12 protein-coding genes are annotated in these 16,251 nt (G+C 65.9%); 4 read left to right on the top strand and 8 right to left on the bottom strand.

Annotated elements, in window-relative coordinates; genetic code table 11:
* The first annotated feature begins 22 nt into the window (after nt 1-22).
* Entirely contained in the window at nt 23-1,723 is a 1,701-nt protein-coding gene (locus KSS94_RS06695) for a molecular chaperone HscC (protein ID WP_217842237.1), read from the top strand.
* Here the strand turns inward: KSS94_RS06695 and KSS94_RS06700 are convergent.
* From KSS94_RS06700 to KSS94_RS06715, 4 genes are all read right to left on the bottom strand, one after another.
* Entirely contained in the window at nt 1,717-4,350 is a 2,634-nt protein-coding gene (locus KSS94_RS06700; protein ID WP_217842238.1) for a J domain-containing protein, read from the bottom strand. The two genes, KSS94_RS06695 and KSS94_RS06700, sit on opposite strands and share 7 nt — an antisense overlap.
* Nucleotides 4,347-5,042 (bottom strand): DUF1266 domain-containing protein, encoded by a 696-nt coding sequence (locus KSS94_RS06705; protein ID WP_217842239.1) that lies wholly within the window; start codon nt 5,040-5,042, stop codon nt 4,347-4,349. The genes KSS94_RS06700 and KSS94_RS06705 overlap by 4 nt, the downstream gene beginning before the upstream one ends.
* 79 nt (nt 5,043-5,121) lie before the next feature.
* Nucleotides 5,122-5,895: a type I methionyl aminopeptidase gene (gene map / locus KSS94_RS06710; protein ID WP_217842240.1), complete on the bottom strand. Its 774-nt coding sequence runs from the start codon at nt 5,893-5,895 to the stop codon at nt 5,122-5,124.
* Nucleotides 5,892-6,095, bottom strand: a complete 204-nt coding sequence (locus KSS94_RS06715) for a ParD-like family protein (RefSeq protein WP_217842241.1) — start codon at nt 6,093-6,095, stop codon at nt 5,892-5,894. The genes map and KSS94_RS06715 overlap by 4 nt, the downstream gene beginning before the upstream one ends.
* A gap of 293 nt (nt 6,096-6,388) precedes the next feature.
* Between KSS94_RS06715 and KSS94_RS06720 the strand changes: the two genes are divergently transcribed.
* From KSS94_RS06720 to nirD, 3 genes are all read left to right on the top strand, one after another.
* Nucleotides 6,389-10,408, top strand: a complete 4,020-nt coding sequence (locus tag KSS94_RS06720; protein ID WP_217842242.1) for a bifunctional nitrate reductase/sulfite reductase flavoprotein subunit alpha — start codon at nt 6,389-6,391, stop codon at nt 10,406-10,408.
* Between the two features lie 318 nt (nt 10,409-10,726).
* On the top strand, nt 10,727-13,279 hold the full coding sequence (nirB, locus tag KSS94_RS06725; RefSeq protein ID WP_217842243.1) for a nitrite reductase large subunit NirB: 2,553 nt from the start codon (nt 10,727-10,729) through the stop codon (nt 13,277-13,279).
* The gene (nirD, locus tag KSS94_RS06730; protein WP_217842244.1) at nt 13,279-13,641 is read left to right on the top strand and encodes a nitrite reductase small subunit NirD; all 363 of its coding nucleotides are present in this window, start codon (nt 13,279-13,281) and stop codon (nt 13,639-13,641) included. The genes nirB and nirD overlap by 1 nt, the downstream gene beginning before the upstream one ends.
* 282 nt (nt 13,642-13,923) lie before the next feature.
* Here the strand turns inward: nirD and KSS94_RS06735 are convergent, their stop codons facing one another.
* The 4 genes from KSS94_RS06735 to KSS94_RS06750 form a co-directional block, all read right to left on the bottom strand.
* On the bottom strand, nt 13,924-14,379 hold the full coding sequence (locus KSS94_RS06735) for an SMI1/KNR4 family protein (protein ID WP_217842245.1): 456 nt from the start codon (nt 14,377-14,379) through the stop codon (nt 13,924-13,926).
* 40 nt (nt 14,380-14,419) lie between these two features.
* Nucleotides 14,420-14,842: a hypothetical protein gene (locus tag KSS94_RS06740; protein WP_217842246.1), complete on the bottom strand. Its 423-nt coding sequence runs from the start codon at nt 14,840-14,842 to the stop codon at nt 14,420-14,422.
* An 83-nt stretch (nt 14,843-14,925) separates the two neighbouring features.
* Nucleotides 14,926-15,354, bottom strand: coding sequence for an SMI1/KNR4 family protein (locus KSS94_RS06745; protein ID WP_217842247.1), 429 nt, complete (start codon nt 15,352-15,354; stop codon nt 14,926-14,928).
* A 354-nt stretch (nt 15,355-15,708) separates the two neighbouring features.
* The gene (locus KSS94_RS06750) at nt 15,709-16,251 is read right to left on the bottom strand and encodes an SMI1/KNR4 family protein (protein WP_217842248.1); all 543 of its coding nucleotides are present in this window, start codon (nt 16,249-16,251) and stop codon (nt 15,709-15,711) included.

Here is a 16,251-nt window from a genome sequence, read left to right on the forward strand (position 1 = left end):
TTCCGCAAGCAAGAGACCGACCATGCAGGATGCCAGCCTCTCTCCCCCCGCAACGCCTCCGCTCCTGGGTATCGACCTGGGTACCACCAACAGCCTGATCGCCGTGTGGCGTGACGGGCAGGCGCAACTGATCCCCAACGCACTGGGCGACGTGCTGACCCCTTCGGTGGTCAGTGTCGACGACGACGGCAGCATCCTGGTCGGCCAGGCCGCCCGGGCCCGCCTGACCACCCACCCGCAGCTTACCGCCGCCGCCTTCAAACGTTTCATGGGCAGCGACAAGCGCTATGCCTTGGGCGAACACCGCTTCACCCCTGAAGAGCTGTCGGCCTTGGTACTGGGCGCGCTCAAGCAGGATGCCGAGGCCTATCTCGGCTGCCTGGTGAGCGAGGCGGTGATTTCGGTGCCGGCCTATTTCAGCGACGAGCAACGCAAGCGCACGGTGTTCGCCGCAGAGCTGGCCGGGCTCAGGGTGCAGCGGCTGATCAACGAACCTACCGCCGCCGCCATGGCCTACGGCCTGCACGAGCAGAAGTTCGAGCGCACTCTGGTGTTCGACCTGGGCGGCGGCACCTTCGACGTCACCGTGCTGGAATACGCCCTGCCGCTGATCGAGGTACATGCCTCCACCGGCGACAACTACCTGGGCGGTGAAGACTTCACCGAGGCACTGCTGCAAGCCTGCCTGCGTGACTGGGGCCTCAAGGCCGAAGCGCTGGAGCCCCAGGCCCTGGCCAGCCTGTACGATGCCGTCGAGCAGCTCAAGCGCCAGGCGGGCGAGGGCACTGGCACCTTGCGCTGGAACGGCGATGGCCAGCCCCGTGAGTGGCAGGTCGACGAGATCAAGCTGCAGTCCATCTGGGCGCCGCTGCTGGCGCGGGTGCGCGCGCCCATCGAACAAGCCCTGCGCGATGCGCGGCTGAGCCCCAAGGAGCTGGACAGCCTGGTGCTGGTGGGCGGCGCTACGCGCATGCCGCAGGTGCAGCAACTGGTGGCCAAGCTGTTCGGTCGCCTGCCGTACCGCCATCTGGACCCAGATACCATCGTCGCCCTCGGCGCCGCCAGCCAGGCTGCCTGCAAGGCCCGCGACTCGGCCATCGACGAGTTGATCCTGACCGACGTCTGCCCCTACACCCTGGGCATCGCCTCCAGCCGCGGCGAAGAAGTCACCGGCGCGTTTTCGCCGATCATCGAGCGCAACACGGTGATTCCGACCTCGCGGGTGCAGCGCTTCTACAGCGGCCATGCCGAGCAAAAGGTGGTGCGCATCGCCGTATACCAGGGCGAGCGGCCCTGGGTGCGCGACAACATCCTGGTGGACAGCTTCGAGATCCCGTTGCAGCCCACTGGTGAAATCCAGTCGCTGGACGTGCGCTTCAGCTACGACATCAATGGCCTGCTGGAGGTGGACGTCACCTTCATCGAGAGCGGCCAGAAGCACAGCCACAGCATCGACCGCAGCCCCACCGGGCTGGATGCCGAGGCGCGCCAGGCCAGCCAGGAGCGCCTGGCCAAGCTCAAGATTCACCCCCGCGACACGCTGCCCAACCGCACCTTGCTGGCACGCCTTGAGCGGGCCTGGATGCAGAGCCTGGGCGATGAGCGCGAGCTGATCGCCAGCTGGCTGGATGCCTTCAATCAGGTGTTGTCCGGGCAGCAGGCCGGGGAGATCAGCCGCGAGCGCCAGGCCCTGAGCCAGGCGCTCGACGAACTGCGCTACTGACCGTTGAGGCGGCGCAAGGTGGCCTGCAGGCCACCTTGCAGCGGGGTGGCTTCACCAGGTACCGGGCCATAGCAGTTGGGCAGCTTGTTGCCGGGCACCGCCAGCAGCACCAGCGCCAGCCCCGGGAACACCCGGCTGAGCACCAGCACCCCCAGCAGTGACGGCACGCCCTGGCCGCAGTCACGCAGGCGGCGCAGGGCGCCACTGATCACCAATATCACCGTCACCGCCATCATCGCCGGCAGCAGCTTCAGTAAAAAGCCGCTGAGGATCGCGGCCAGCAGGTGCAAGGCGAAGCCGGTGCGGTTCAGGCGGCTTTTGAGCTTCCAGAATTCCCACACCTTGGCCGGTGGCTCGGTCAGGTCGTTGGCCAGCATGCGCTCGGCCCAGCCAAGCACGGCCATGATCGCGCAGCGCAGGGCCGGGTTTTCCCGTGGTTCATCCTTGACCCGCTGCAGCGCAAGCAGCACACGGGTCTTGGGCGGGGTGCAATGAACCAGCAGCGACTCCAGTGCTTCCAGCAAATTACGCACCAATCGCTGCTCCATGCCCAGCTCGCGCAGGGCCTGAGCCGGAGGGCGGCGGATCTTGCCTTCGAGCAGCCCTTGGCGCCAAGGCTCGAACCAGTCGCCTGGCACTGTTACTGCCATCAGCCGTTGGTGCAACGAGGCGTGCTGGGCTTCGTCCAGCGAGCGGTCGTGGTACAGCACTGCGCACAACAGCACGTAGCTCAGGGTGTTGCGCTCGCTCAGGCTGCCGTCATCGTTGTCCAGGCAGTCGAGCAACTGCGCCGCGCTGGGCAGCCTTGCGCTTTTCAAGGCCTGTTCGAGGGTCGCCAGGCGAGCGGCGATGATCGCCTGCACCGGGTCCTGGCGCTCCAGGCTACCCAGCAGGCCGCCGCCCTGATGTTGTAGCAGGCGTGCGTGGGTGGCGGCGAACGGGTGGTCATCGGGGTACTGCAACTGGCCGGTGACGGCCGGGTCGATCAGCGCCAGCCAGCGTGTAGGCTGTTCGATCATCGCCAGCATGAACAGCTGCTGGCGGTGCCATTCCCACAGCTCCTCGCCCTTGGGCATCGGCGGCAGGATGATCCCGTCCTCGGCGATGCGGCCCTGCATCTGCATGGCAAAGGGCACGGTGAACAGACGCTGCATGTCGAAGTTGCAGTTGAGTTCGTAGATGGCTTGGGCTGTGTAGCGGCGCATGCGCCGCAGCCATTCGCGGCACAGCGGGCGGGTGGCGTCTTCGAGCAGGCCGGCGGGCAGCGGCGCCTCGGGGGTGACGCTCAGGCAGTAGTGCTGCAGCGCCTGGGCTACCGGGGACTGCTCCAGCCAGTGGATTTGCTGGGTGGCCTGGCGCTGCAGGCCTTCGACGATCAGTGCATCGAGTGGGTGCTCGCCCGGGCGGTGGGCGAGCACCAGGCGCAGCAGCCCGGTTTCACCACGTTGCAAGGCCCAGGCATGCCAATACAGCTGGTGCAGTTCGCGGTCGTCCTGGTCCTGCAGCAGCCAGGCCAGCAGCGGCAGTTCATCATCGCCGTCCAGGCGCCAGTCGATGAACAGGCCGGCGATGCCGTCCAGTTGCAGGCGTGCCGCCGCCGACCAGCGCATCAAGGTTTGCGGCGACTGCCCGGGGCTGCCCCAGGCCTGGGCCGGGTCGGCCAGGTCGGTTGGCCAGTTGGCCGGGGTTTGCTGGCGGTCCATGGCCTGGATCAGCAGCGGCAGGCGCAGCGGCTGGTCGCGCGAGCAGATGTCGATCAGCCAGCGTTCGGCCTGCGGGTGCTGGTGCTCGCGGTACAGGCGCAGCCAGTAGCCTAGGGCATCCTGCTCGGCGCCCAGGGCGCTGGCCTGGCGGGCCAGCAGGTAGAGCAGGTCGGCGCTGTCTTCACCCTGGGCCTGGCGCTCCAGCAACTGCTCGTAAAAGCTCGGGCTGGCCACGCCGGCATGGCAGAACTGCTGCATCAGGCGCTGGATCAGCGCCGGGTCATCGGGCAGCGCCAGGCAGGTGTGCTCGTTGGCGAACTCCTCGTACTCGAACAGCGGCCGTTGCTGGTAGCAGTATTCGAGGCTGCGCAGGTACCACAGGGCTTCCATCTGCGCAGTGGCCGGCCAGTCGCGCATCAGTACGGTGTCGAACGGGTCGGGCTGCTCCAGGCGGTCGAGCAGGGCTTCGGCGTGTTGCGGGTTGTCCAGGCGCAACAGCTGGTCGGCCCAGGCCAGGCGCCGCGCCAGCAGGCCGGCGCAGTGGTGGGACAACGGCCCACAGTCGTACAGGGTGTGCAGCAACTGGCCGCTGAGCTGGTCGAGTTCATCCAGCGGCAGGTCGTCCAGCGCGGCGATGTAGCTTTGCCAGGCCTGCGGGTCGAAGCGCTGGGCCGGGTCTTCGAGCAGGTCGTAGAAGCGCTGCAGGGCAGGGTGGGTGGCTTCTGCTTGCGAAGTGGGCTGCGCTTCTTGCGCGGCATCAGGCTCGCGGGCCAGGCGCAGGGCCTGTTCGTAGGCTTCGCGCAGGGCCTGGAAGCCTTCAGGGTCAGTCTCGGGGTGATGCGCGGGCAGGCGGCCGCGGTAGGCCAGGCGAATGGCATCGAGGTCCTGGGTCGGTTCGATGCCCAGGCGAATCCAGCAGCTCATGACCAGCAGTCCTCTTCCAGCGTGGCGGGGCGGGGTGGTTCGGGCAGTTCCATGTCCCATGGCAGCCCGGCCAGCAGGTCCTGGGCGCCGTGGCGCAGGTTGAGCACGATGCAGCGGTTCCAGTGGTCGCTGCCCTGGCGTTCCAGGCCTGCGGCCAGTTGCTCGTCGCTGCTGTCGTTGGCGATGTTCCACAGCGCCTTGCCGAACAGGTAGCCGGCCAGGTAGCGGTCCCAGCGGTTGTAGTAGTGGCGGGCGCGCAGGGCCAGGCGGTAATGCAGGTAGAGGCTTTCGTCGAGGCTGATGTAGCTTTTTTTCAGCCCGGCGCGCAGCAGGTAGCCCATGCGCGCCAGGTCCCAGGCGCGGGTGCCGCCGGGGCCGCAGTCGGGGAAGGTATGCGCGGCATACTGGTGCAGGATGCGCTGGCGGGGTTCGAGGCTGTCCAGCAGGGCTTGCCACTGGCTGGGCAGGCAGCGTTGGTATTGCCAGTAGGCGCCGGCCAGCTCGGTGGCATGGCCGGTGTCGGCCATGCCCAGCATGCCCAGCAACTGGGCGCGATTGCTGATGCCCCACCAGCGTTCGAGGTCGGCTTGCTCTTCGTCTTCGTAGTAATCGGGGGCGGTGTAGCTGGCGCCGTTGAGGGCGGCCATGGGGGCTGACAGGGCGTGCAGCCAGTTTTGTGCGGGTTCGTCCATGATGGGGTCCTTGCTGGGGCGCTGGGGATTGTAATGCAATGGGGTGTGGCGGGGTAATCGGGGGCCACCCTCTCAGCCCCTACCCCCGCTCCTCCCCCCGCAAGGTCAAAACCTCATACCCACTCTCGGTCACCGCCACCGTATGCTCCCACTGCGCCGACAAGCTGCGGTCCCGGGTGATCACCGTCCAGCCATCGCGCAACCCCCGGGTCCCGCGCCCGCCCTGGTTGATCATCGGCTCGATGGTAAACACCATCCCCGGCTGCAGCTTCAGCCCCATCCCGCGCTCACCGAAGTGCAACACCTCGGGCGCCTCGTGCATCTGCTGGCCGATGCCATGGCCGCAATACTCGCGCACCACGCTGTAGCCCGCCGCCTCGGCATGCACCTGAATGGCATGGCCGATATCCCCGAGGGTCGCCCCTGGGCGTACCTGCTCGATGCCTTTCCACAGCGCCTGGTAGGTGGTGTCCACCAGGCGCCGAGCGTCGGCGCTGATTTGCCCGATACAGTACATCTTCGACGAGTCGGCAATGTAGCCACCTTGCTCCAGGGTGATATCCACATTGACGATCGAACCCTCGGCCAGCACCTCGTCAGCCCTGGGCATGCCGTGGCACACCACATGGTCCACCGAGGTGTTCAGGGCGTAGGGGAAACCATACTGCCCCTTGCTCGCCGGCCGTGCCTTGAGCTGCTCGACGATGAACGCCTCGGCGCAGTCGTTGATCTGCAGGGTGCTCACCCCGGGGCGGATGAAGCCATCCAGGTGGGCGAACACCTGGGCCAGCAGGTCGCCGGCGCGGCGCATCAGGGCAAGCTCGGCGGGGCCCTTGAGAATTACCTTGCTCATTGCAGCAGTTCCTTGAGCTTGGCCTGCTCCTGGCGCAGCAGCTGGCGCAGCAGTTCCTGGTAGGTGGCCTGGGGGTGCAGCTCGGCCAGCATTCCGATGCGGATCCAGTGTTCGGCCTGGGCGTTGATCGAGCGCGACAGGGCGGCGCTGGCGATGCGCAGGTCTTCGTGGAGGTCGTCGCAGATCTTGACGATGCCCATGGGGGTTACCTTTGTATATGAAACGTATATGAATCATATCGTCTTGGGGTGAGCGCGTGCCACCTGTTGGTGCGTGATTCACCATTGAGGTGCATGAGGGCAGCGGCCTCATCGCCGGCAAGCCGGCTCCTACAGGGGGATGGGGTTGGCCCGGGATTTGCTCTCGCTCAAGTATCCAGGCCATCAACGACGATGGCCGCTATTCATCACGACGAAGGCGCCGTGTTGCCCCGCTTGCCATCAGCAGGCGGGGCAGCCGGCGCCTTTGCCGTTTCTGCAGCAGGAGATCGCCGATGAGCAGCAGCGAGGTACGCAGCGTTTGCCCGTATTGCGGGGTCGGGTGCGGCATCGTCATGAGCGTGCGCGACGGCAAGGTGGTCAAGGTCAGCGGTGACAAACTGCACCCCAGCAACTTCGGCCGCCTGTGCACCAAGGGCCTGACCGCCCACGTGCCGCTGGACGCCGGGCGCATGGCCCAGGCCTTCGTGCGCCGCCAGCGCCAGCAGCAGCCGGTGCGCAGCGCCATGCCGGCGGCCATCGACGAGGCGGCCACGCGCCTGCGCGCGATCATCGACCAGCACGGCCCCGACGCCGTGGCCCTGTACGTGTCCGGGCAGATGTCGCTGGAGGCCCAGTACCTGGCCAACAAGCTGGCCAAGGGCTTTATCCGCACCCGCCATATCGAGTCCAACTCGCGGCTGTGCATGGCCAGCGCCGGCAGCGGCTACAAGCAGTCACTGGGCGCTGACGGCCCGCCCGGCAGCTACCAGGATTTCGAGCGCGCCGAGGTGTTTCTGGTAATCGGCGCGAACATGGCCGACTGTCACCCCATCCTCTTCCTGCGCCTGCTCGACCGCCTCAAGGCCGGGGCCAGGCTGATCGTCGTCGACCCCAGGCGCAGCGCCACCGCCGACAAGGCGCACCTGTTCCTGCAACTGCGCCCGGGCACCGACATGGCGCTGCTCAACGGCCTGTTGCACCTGCTGCACCTGAACGGCCATACCGACGCCGCGTTCATTGCCCGGCACACCGAAGGCTGGGATGACATGCCGGCGTTTCTTGCCGACTACACCCCCGAACGCGTTGCGGCCATCACCGGCCTTGCGCCTGGGGCCATTGAAGAGGCTGCCCGGCTGATCGGCGAGGCCGGCGCGTGGATGAGCTGCTGGACCATGGGCCTGAACCAGAGCATCCATGGCACCTGGCACAGCAACGCGCTGTGCAACCTGCACCTGGCCACCGGCGCCATCTGCCGCCCTGGCAGCGGGCCGTTTTCGCTCACCGGCCAGCCCAACGCCATGGGCGGGCGCGAGATGGGCTACATGGGCCCGGGTTTGCCGGGGCAGCGCTCGGCGCAGGTCGAGGCCGACCGGGCGTTCGTCGAGCAGCAGTGGCAGTTGCCGGCCGGTAGCCTGCGCAGTGAAGGCGGCGAGGGTACCGTGGCGCTGTTCGAGCAGATGAAAACCGGTGAAGTGAAGGCCTGCTGGATCATCTGCAGCAACCCGGTGGCCAGTGTCGCCAACCGCCAGCAGGTGATCGACGGCCTCACCCAGGCTGAACTGGTGATCTGCCAGGATGCGTTTCTCGACAGCGAGACCAACCGCTACGCCGACATTCTGCTGCCCGCCGCGCTGTGGGCCGAAGGCGAGGGGGTGATGATCAACAGCGAGCGCAACCTCACCCTGATGCCACGCGCCGTCGAGCCCCCCGGCGACAGCCTGGAAGACTGGCGCATCATTGCCCGCATCGCCTGCGCCATGGGCTACAGCGAGGCCTTCGACTACCCCGACGCCGAAGCGGTGTACGACGAAATCCGCCATTTCTGGAACCCGGCCACCGGCTACGACCTGCGCGGCATCGGCTACCCCGAGCTGCGCCAGCAACCGCGCCAATGGCCCTGCGCCCCTGGGCGCGATGATGACCGCAGCCCGCAGCGTTACCACAACGACGGCGTCAGCCAGCAACTGCTGCTCGATGCTGATGGCGCGCAGCCGGCGCTGGCCTTCCCCACCGCCAGCGGCAAGGCGCGCTTCTTCGCCCGCCCCTGGCTGCCGCCGGCAGAGCTGCCGGACGAGGCCTTCCCCTTCGTGCTCAACACTGGCCGCGTGCAGCATCAGTGGCACACCCTGACCAAGACCGGCAAGGTGCCGAGCCTGAACAAGCTCGAGCCCGGCCCCTTCGTCGAGCTTCACCCCGATGATGCCCGCCGCCTGGGCGTGCGCGACAAGGACCAGGTGGCAATCCGTTCGCGCCGCGGGCAGGCCGTGCTGCCGGCCCGGCTCAGTGACCGCGTGCTGCCCGGCGGCTGCTTCGCGCCGTTTCACTGGAACGACCTGTACGGCGAACAATGGGCGATCAACGCCGTGACCTGCGATGCCGTCGACCCCACCTCGCTGCAACCGGCCTTCAAGCACTGCGCCGTGGCCCTGGAGCGGGTGGCCGGTGAACGCATCGACGCCCTCGACCTGACCACCGCCACCCCTTCGGAGCCCACCAGCATGCCGACCGCCACCCTGTCCCGCCTGCTCGGCCTGGACGCCTTGCCGGCCCCGGTGCTGGCCGAGGACGAGCGCCATTACCTGCAAGGCTTTCTACTGGGCCTGGGCCAGGCCCGCGCCGAGGGCGTGCCGAGCCTGCCGGCCAGCGCGCCACTGGCCCCCACACGGCGGCTGTTCGTCGACGGCCTGTTGGCCGGGCTGTTCGCCCAGCCGGCTGCAGTTGCGCAGGTGTTGCAGCAGGCGCCGCTGCACCGGGTGCTGTGGGCCTCGCAAACCGGCAATGGCGAGGCCCTGGCCGAACGCTGCGCCGAGCGTTTGCGCGGTGCCGGCCTGGCCGTGGAACTGAGCAGCATGGAGGCGGTGAGCCCCGTGCAATTGCAGGGCGCCGCCAGCGTGCTGCTGATCGCCAGCACCTTCGGTGACGGCGAGGCCCCCGACAGCGGTGCGGCGTTCTGGCAGGCGTTGCAGGGCGAGGAGGGCGGGCACTGTGCCACGCTGCCTTATGCCGTGCTGGCACTGGGGGATTCGAGCTACGACCAGTTCTGCGGCTTCGGCCGCAAGCTCGACCAGCGCCTGGCCGACCTCGGTGCGAAGCGGCTGCTGGCGCGGGTCGACTGCGAGCCGGACTTCGACGACGCCTTCAATGCCTGGCTGGAGGCGCTGCTCGGGCAACTGGGCAGCACCGAGCCTGCGCCTGCACAGCTTGAGCAAACCGTCGGCTACAGCAAACAGCAGCCCTGGCAGGCGCCGCTGCTGGAAAACCGCCTGCTCAATGGCCCGGGGTCGAGCAAGGAAACCCGGCAGATGGTATTCGACCTGCGCGGCAGTGGGTTCACCTACCAGCCCGGTGATGCCCTGGGCGTGTGGCCGCGCAACTGCCCGGCGCTGGTGGCAGAGCTGCTCGAGCTGATGCAACTGGACGGCGAGGCCAGGGTCGAGCTCAAGGGCCAGGCACCGATGCCGCTGGCCAGTGCCCTGGAGCGCCACCTGGACATCACCCGGGTGAGCACCGCGCAGCTCGAACTGTTTAGCCAAGGCCACGCACAGTTACAGCGCTTGCTGCTGCCCGAGCACAAGGCCGAACTCAAGGACTGGCTGTGGGGCCGGCAACTGGCCGATGTGCTGCGCGCCTTCCCCCGGCAACTGCCGCTGGACACCTGGCTGACGCTGCTCAAGCCATTGCAGCCGCGTCTGTATTCCATCAGTTCAAGCCCTGCCGCCCACCCAGGCCAGGTGCACCTGACCACCTCGACCGTGCGTTACGGCGAACGCAAGGGCGTGTGTTCGGCGTTTCTCGCCGACCGCGCCGGGGCACTGGAGGTGGCGATTTTTCCGCAGCCGTCCAAGCACTTTCACCTGCCCGACGACGACAGCACGCCGATCATCATGATCGGCCCCGGCACCGGCATCGCACCGTTCAAGGGTTTTTTGGAAGAGCGCGAAGTGCGTGGGGCCAGTGGCGGTAATTGGCTGTTCTTCGGCGAGCAGCAGGCGGCCTGCGACTTCTACTACCGCGAGCAGTTGCAGGCCTGGGAGGCCTGCGGCCACCTGCGCCTGAGCACTGCGTTCTCCCGTGACCAGGCCGAGAAGATCTACGTGCAGCACCGCCTGCTGGAGCACGGCGCCGAGTTGTGGAACTGGTTGCAAAAAGGCGCATACGTTTATGTGTGTGGCGATGCCCAGCGCATGGCCAAGGATGTGGATGCGGCGCTGCGCCAGGTGGTGGCCGAGCACGGCGGTATGGATGCCGACGCGGCGGCGGCCTATGTCGAAGCATTGGGGCGCGACAAGCGTTATCGGCGTGATGTGTATTGATGGGTGCACCAGAGTGGGGAAGGTTGCACCGGGTTGGTTCATATTCGATCCCTGTGGAGGTTGGCGTGGGAGCGGGCTTGCCCCGCGATGGCGATCTGAAGGGCGTACACGGCAGGCGCCAATGCCTCTATCGCGGGGCAAGCCCGCTCCCACGCCAATCCCCGGCATTACTTGGCACACTCCCTGCTTTGCTACCTGCACAACAGCCCCACCGATCAACGGCGATCGCCCAGGGGCCTCACACTGATGAGTACAGGCAAAGGCGCCTGGAGCTTCGGCTCCAGGCGCCTTTTTGTTTTCCGTGATCGAGGATCGGCTATGAACGCAACAGCGAGCGGTGCACCCAAAGGGCGACTGGTCATCGTCGGCAACGGCATGGTCGGCCACCACTGTGTCGAACAACTGGTGGCCCGCGGCGCGCTCGAGCGCTTCGAGCTGCACGTGTTCGGCGAAGAGCGCCAGCGCGCCTATGACCGCGTGCACCTGTCCGAGTACTTCACCGGCAGCTGTGCCGAAACCCTGGCCCTGTGCGACCAGGCCTTCTATCCAGACAGCGGTGTGCACCTGCACCTGGGCGAGGCGGTGCTGCAAATCGACCGCGAACGCGCCGAGGTGGTCACCGCCGAGGGCCGCTACGGCTACGACCAACTGGTGCTGGCCACCGGCTCTTACCCCTTCGTGCCGCCGATCGAGGGCTCGGCAGGCGATGCCCGCCTGGTCTACCGCACCCTCGATGACCTCGACGCCATTCGTGCAGCCGCAGGTTCGGCCCGCCGTGGCGTGGTGGTAGGTGGTGGCCTGCTCGGGCTGGAGGCGGCCAACGCGCTCAAGTCCCTGGGCCTGGAAGCCCATGTGGTGGAGTTCGCCCCGCGGCTGATGCCGGTGCAACTGGACAGCGAAGGCGGCGCTGCGCTCAAGGCGCAGATCGAAGCGTTGGGCGTGGGTGTACACCTGTCCCGCGCCACCCAGTCGATCAGTGCAGGCGCCGACTACCGCTACCGCATGAACTTCGACGGCGGCGAACACCTGGAAACCGACCTGGTGGTGTTCTCTGCCGGCATTCGCCCGCAGGACGCCCTGGGCCGTGCCTGCGGCCTGGATATCGCCGCCCGTGGCGGGGTGGTGATCGATAACCACTGCACCACCAGCGACCCGCGCATCTTCGCCATCGGCGAGTGCGCCTCGTGGAACGGCAGCGTGTTCGGCCTGGTCGCCCCGGGCTATGCCATGGCCCGTAACCTGGCCGCCTTGCTGATGGGCGAGCAGGCCCAGGCCTTCACCGGCGCCGACATGTCGACCAAGCTCAAGCTGCTGGGCGTTGACGTAGGCTCCATCGGCGACGCTCACGGCGCCACCCCCGGTGCGCGCAGCTACCGCTACATCGACGAGGCCAACGCCTCGTACCGCCGCCTGGTGGTGGATGCCAGCGGCAAGCACGTGCTCGGCGCGGTGCTGGTGGGCGACAACAGCTACTACGACACCCTGCTGCAGTACGCCCAGAACGGCATCAAGCTGCCCGCCGACCCGGCCACGCTGATTCTGCCGCAGGGCGGTGGCGCGCCGGCCCTGGGCGCCGATGCACTGCCCGACAGCGCGACCATCTGCTCGTGCCACAACGTCAGCAAGGGCGCGGTGTGCGCGGCCATCGACAGCGGCTGCGGCGACCTCGCCTCGGTCAAGGCCTGCACCAAGGCCGCCAGTGGCTGCGGCGGTTGCGCGGCGCTGCTCAAGCAGGTGTTCGAGCATGAGCTCACCGCCCGTGGCGTGACCGTGGACAAGAGCCTGTGCGAGCACTTTGCCTACACCCGCCAGGAACTTTACGCCCTGGTGCGGGTGGAAGGCATCCGCACCTTCGCCGAGCTGCTCGAGCGCCATGGCCAGGGGCATGTCGGTTGCGATATCTGCAAGCCGGCGGTGGGTAACATCCTCGCCTCGTGCTGGAACCAGCCGATCATGGACCCGGCGCTGGTGCCGCTGCAGGACACCAACGACACATTCATGGCCAACATGCAGAAAAACGGCACCTACTCGGTGGTGCCGCGCATCCCGGGCGGCGAGATCACCCCGGAAAAACTCATCGTCATCGGCCAGGTGGCGAAAAAGTACGACCTCTACACCAAGATCACCGGCGGCCAGCGCATCGACCTGTTCGGCGCCCAGTTGCACGAGCTGCCGTTGATCTGGGGCGAGCTGATCGAGGCCGGCTTCGAAACCGGCCACGCCTACGGCAAGTCGACCCGTACGGTGAAGTCCTGCGTGGGCAGCACCTGGTGCCGCTATGGCGTGCAGGACAGCGTGGCCATGGCCTTGCGCCTGGAAGACCGCTACAAGGGCCTGCGCAGCCCGCACAAGCTCAAGTTCGCGGTATCGGGTTGCACCCGCGAGTGCGCCGAGGCGCAAAGCAAGGATATCGGCGTGATCGCCACCGACAAGGGCTGGAACCTCTACGTGTGCGGCAACGGCGGCATGCGCCCGCGCCACGCCGAGCTGTTCGCCACCGACCTTGACGACGAAACCCTGGTGCGCCTGATCGACCGTGTGCTGATGTTCTACATCCGCACCGCCGACAAGCTGCAGCGCACCTCGGTATGGCGCGAGAACCTCGAAGGCGGCCTGGACTACCTCAAGCAGGTGGTGCTGGACGACAGCCTGGGCCTGGCCGCCGAGCTTGAGGCGCAGATGCAACACGTGGTCGAGCAGTACGAATGCGAATGGGCCAACGCCCTGAGCGACCCGGAAAAACTCAAGCGCTTCCGTACCTTCGTCAACGACAAGCGCGCCGACCCCGATGTGCACTTTGTCCGCGAACGCGGCCAGCGCCGCCCGGCGGCAGCGCTGCACCTGATTCCCACCCATGAGGAGGCTGTGTGATGAACCTGTCCAATGCTGCTGTGAAGGCTGATATCAACTGGCTGGAAGTGTGCGCCGCCGACGACCTGGTCGCCGACTCCGGCGTGGTGGTGTGGCACCAGGGCCAGCAGGTGGCGCTGTTCTACCTGCCAGGCCAGGGCCGCGAGTTGTACGCGGTGGGCAACCGCGACCCGCGCTCGGGCGCCAACATCATCGGCCGCGGGCTGGTGGGTAGCCTGGGTGGCGATGTGGTGGTCGCCGCACCGCTGTACAAGCAGCACTTCTGCCTGGCCAGCGGTCGTTGCCTGGAAGACCCGCAGCAGGCGCTGCCGGTGTGGCCGGCGCGGATCAGCGACGGGCAGGTGGAGATTGCCCGCGGGTAATCGGTAGCGTGCAAAGCCCAAAGCAAACGCGGCCCCTGTAGGAGCCGGCTTGCCGGCGATCACCGGCGCAGCCGGTGCCATCTACCGCGTCGCCTGCTTCGCGGGCAAGCCCGTTCCCACAGGACCGCGCAAAGCCCAGCGCAAACGCGGTCCCTGTAGGAGCCGGCTTGCCGGCGATCACCGGCGCAGCCGGTGCCATCCATACCACTGTGGCAGCGTTGCTCATGTGGAGGCGTTTCCCACGTGGGTTGGTCAGTTGCGCCGCGCAAGGCGACGGGGTGATCAGGGCAACTGCAGGCCGAAGTATTCCGGTTGGAAGGCATGCTCGATCACGAAATCGAAAAAGCCCTGCCCGGTGTCCAGGGTTTCGCCGGTATCGGTATCGTGGTAGACCACCTGCTCGAGGCAGCAGCCATTGTCGATTCGAAAGGCATGGTAACCGCCTGTTCCATCGTCGCTGAACGCCACGATGTCATCCGGAAGATCAAACTCGGCGTTGCGGGCCACGATGTTCCAGTCGCTGTCCGGGGCGACGGAAAACAGGTTGATGAAGGCGAAATACCCGGCATTCAGACGGGTCGCAAACAGCACGTAGGGCGCAGGCAGTTTCACCCCCAGTGACTGCTCGGCTTCATGCACGGCCTGCAGTGTTGCGCAGTCAGGGTCTTGGGCCATGAACCAGGCAGGTTGTCGCTGCTTCACGAACGCGACTTTGGCGAGGAATTGTTCAGGTGTCATGGGTGGGCTTTCCCGTTTCGTGCAAGTGATGGGGCCAGGTTCAGGCGAAGCATCCGGCGAACAGTTCGCCGATCTGTTTCTGGTATTGCCTGGTCTTGGGCATGCGCAGTTGCTCGAGATACTTGGCGATACCGTCGTCCTGCCCAAGCAGGGCGAACTCGATCAGGTGCCCGAGCGGCATTGTCGAAGGCAGGGGCTCGTCGACGATATTGTCCTCGCCACCTTCGGGCTCGGAAAAGGCGTCGAGCTTGGCGCAGATGTAGTTCTGGGTTGCCTGCGGCTGTTGCTGGATGAGCGCCAGCAGCGTGCCGGCGTCGAGCCCTGCCAGTGCCAGGCAGTGGTCGTAGAAGTCGGTCAGGCCTTGCTCCAGCGGCGTTTTACCCACCGGTTGGCCGAGGCGCTGTTGCAGCGTGTCGAGAAGGTTGAGATAGGCCGGCTGGTTGATGAGGTTGCTGCTGATCATTGTCGGGTCGTCCTGAGTGTAACCAATGGTCATCCGTGTATTTGGTGCTCGATGTCGCGGTCCCGTTGTGCGAATGAGCACGCTCAGGGAAACGAGGACGTTAACAGCGCTTCTAGCGAAGCTGCCAGCAGTTCGACCTCTCCTTCATCGTGCAGGTACAGGTAAAGCTGCCCCTGGCTGTTCATGAGAATCGGGTTACCGCTGCCGTCGCCTGATATGACGAAGGCATCATGCAGCTCCGGCAGGCCGGAGGTGTCGTAACAATCGCGAAAGTCAGTCGTCAGCTCAGTGACCGTTTCATTGCCGATAAGGCTGCCGTTTTCGAATGCGTGGATTCCAACACCGCCAAACGAACCGCCGAAGCGTTTGATGAATTCGACGTAGTCGGGATGAAAGGTAATGCCCAGCGTTTGCTGCGCGCTGTGAATCTGCTCATCGCTGGCGGGCTTTCCCAGCAGGTCGGGGTGTTCGTTGAACAGTTGCTGAAGTTTCCCTGTGAGCTCGGCGTTCATGGTTGGCCTTGTGCTGGCAGACTTTACGAAGCGGTGGCGTGTGCGGCGTTGAGTTTGCGTCTAGTGTCCTGTCTCGCAGATAAGCTGTTCACTTTTGGCGGCGACTTGGCCGGACACACAAGCCACTCGCCAAAAGAGAACGAATTTCCGAGACAGGACACTAGTCAACAAGTCGATCTCTTCTTCATCGTGCAGGTGCAGGTAAAGCTGCCCCTGGCTGTTCATGAGGATCGGGTTGCCGCTGCCGTCGCCTGATATGACGAACGCACCTTGCAGTTCCGCAAGCCCGGAAGTGTCGTGTTAGCCGTGAGCGTTCGCCGTCCGCCCACCCGTTTTCATGGGCCATGTGGAGAATCATATTTGTTGCCAGAAATCCGGGTGCCTTGAGCGCACCAAGGACTGAATATCCTCTGCATCGGATTCGAGCACGAACCCGGTGCCAATACCTTGCACGAAAAGCTCGAAATTGGCCGCTACTGGCAGGCTATCTTCCATCGCGGGTGTATCGGTAATGGCGTAGACATGCTGATCGTTGCAGTTGAGCACAATGGCGTAGGGGTCCGATGTGGCGATGACCAATTGTTGCGCTGGACGTAGTGCAGTACTCCACCAAGGGTTTTCATTGGGCTCGCGGTTCAGATCAAGCAGGTGTTCAAGATAGTCGCCACCGATCCCGAAGGTGATCGGCCCCAACGTGAAACTGTCCATATCGAACTGACTCAGAAAAGTCACGAATGCAGGCGGCAACTGCACATTCAACGCCTGCTCCAGGCCTGTGACTGGGCAGGAAACGGAGCGTCTCTTGAGCAGGTAGACCTCCAACTCTGGCATCTCCTCGAGCAGTGGAGTAAAGCGCTCCTGCAATGCCTGTTGGATTTGTGCAATTGAAAGCAGCAT

Source organism: Pseudomonas fakonensis (assembly GCF_019139895.1).
GTDB lineage: Bacteria > Pseudomonadota > Gammaproteobacteria > Pseudomonadales > Pseudomonadaceae > Aquipseudomonas > Aquipseudomonas fakonensis.

Bases quoted from the DNA above. Each gene is read 5' to 3' on its own strand.
- KSS94_RS06695 (WP_217842237.1), top strand. From the start codon at position 23: ATGCAGGATGCCAGCCTCTCTCCCCCCGCAACGCCTCCGCTCCTGGGT.
- KSS94_RS06700 (WP_217842238.1), bottom strand. From the start codon at position 4,350: ATGAGCTGCTGGATTCGCCTGGGCATCGAACCGACCCAGGACCTCGAT.
- KSS94_RS06705 (WP_217842239.1), bottom strand. From the start codon at position 5,042: ATGGACGAACCCGCACAAAACTGGCTGCACGCCCTGTCAGCCCCCATG.
- map (WP_217842240.1), bottom strand. From the start codon at position 5,895: ATGAGCAAGGTAATTCTCAAGGGCCCCGCCGAGCTTGCCCTGATGCGC.
- KSS94_RS06715 (WP_217842241.1), bottom strand. From the start codon at position 6,095: ATGGGCATCGTCAAGATCTGCGACGACCTCCACGAAGACCTGCGCATC.
- KSS94_RS06720 (WP_217842242.1), top strand. From the start codon at position 6,389: ATGAGCAGCAGCGAGGTACGCAGCGTTTGCCCGTATTGCGGGGTCGGG.
- nirB (WP_217842243.1), top strand. From the start codon at position 10,727: ATGAACGCAACAGCGAGCGGTGCACCCAAAGGGCGACTGGTCATCGTC.
- nirD (WP_217842244.1), top strand. From the start codon at position 13,279: ATGAACCTGTCCAATGCTGCTGTGAAGGCTGATATCAACTGGCTGGAA.
- KSS94_RS06735 (WP_217842245.1), bottom strand. From the start codon at position 14,379: ATGACACCTGAACAATTCCTCGCCAAAGTCGCGTTCGTGAAGCAGCGA.
- KSS94_RS06740 (WP_217842246.1), bottom strand. From the start codon at position 14,842: ATGATCAGCAGCAACCTCATCAACCAGCCGGCCTATCTCAACCTTCTC.
- KSS94_RS06745 (WP_217842247.1), bottom strand. From the start codon at position 15,354: ATGAACGCCGAGCTCACAGGGAAACTTCAGCAACTGTTCAACGAACAC.
- KSS94_RS06750 (WP_217842248.1), bottom strand. From the start codon at position 16,251: ATGCTGCTTTCAATTGCACAAATCCAACAGGCATTGCAGGAGCGCTTT.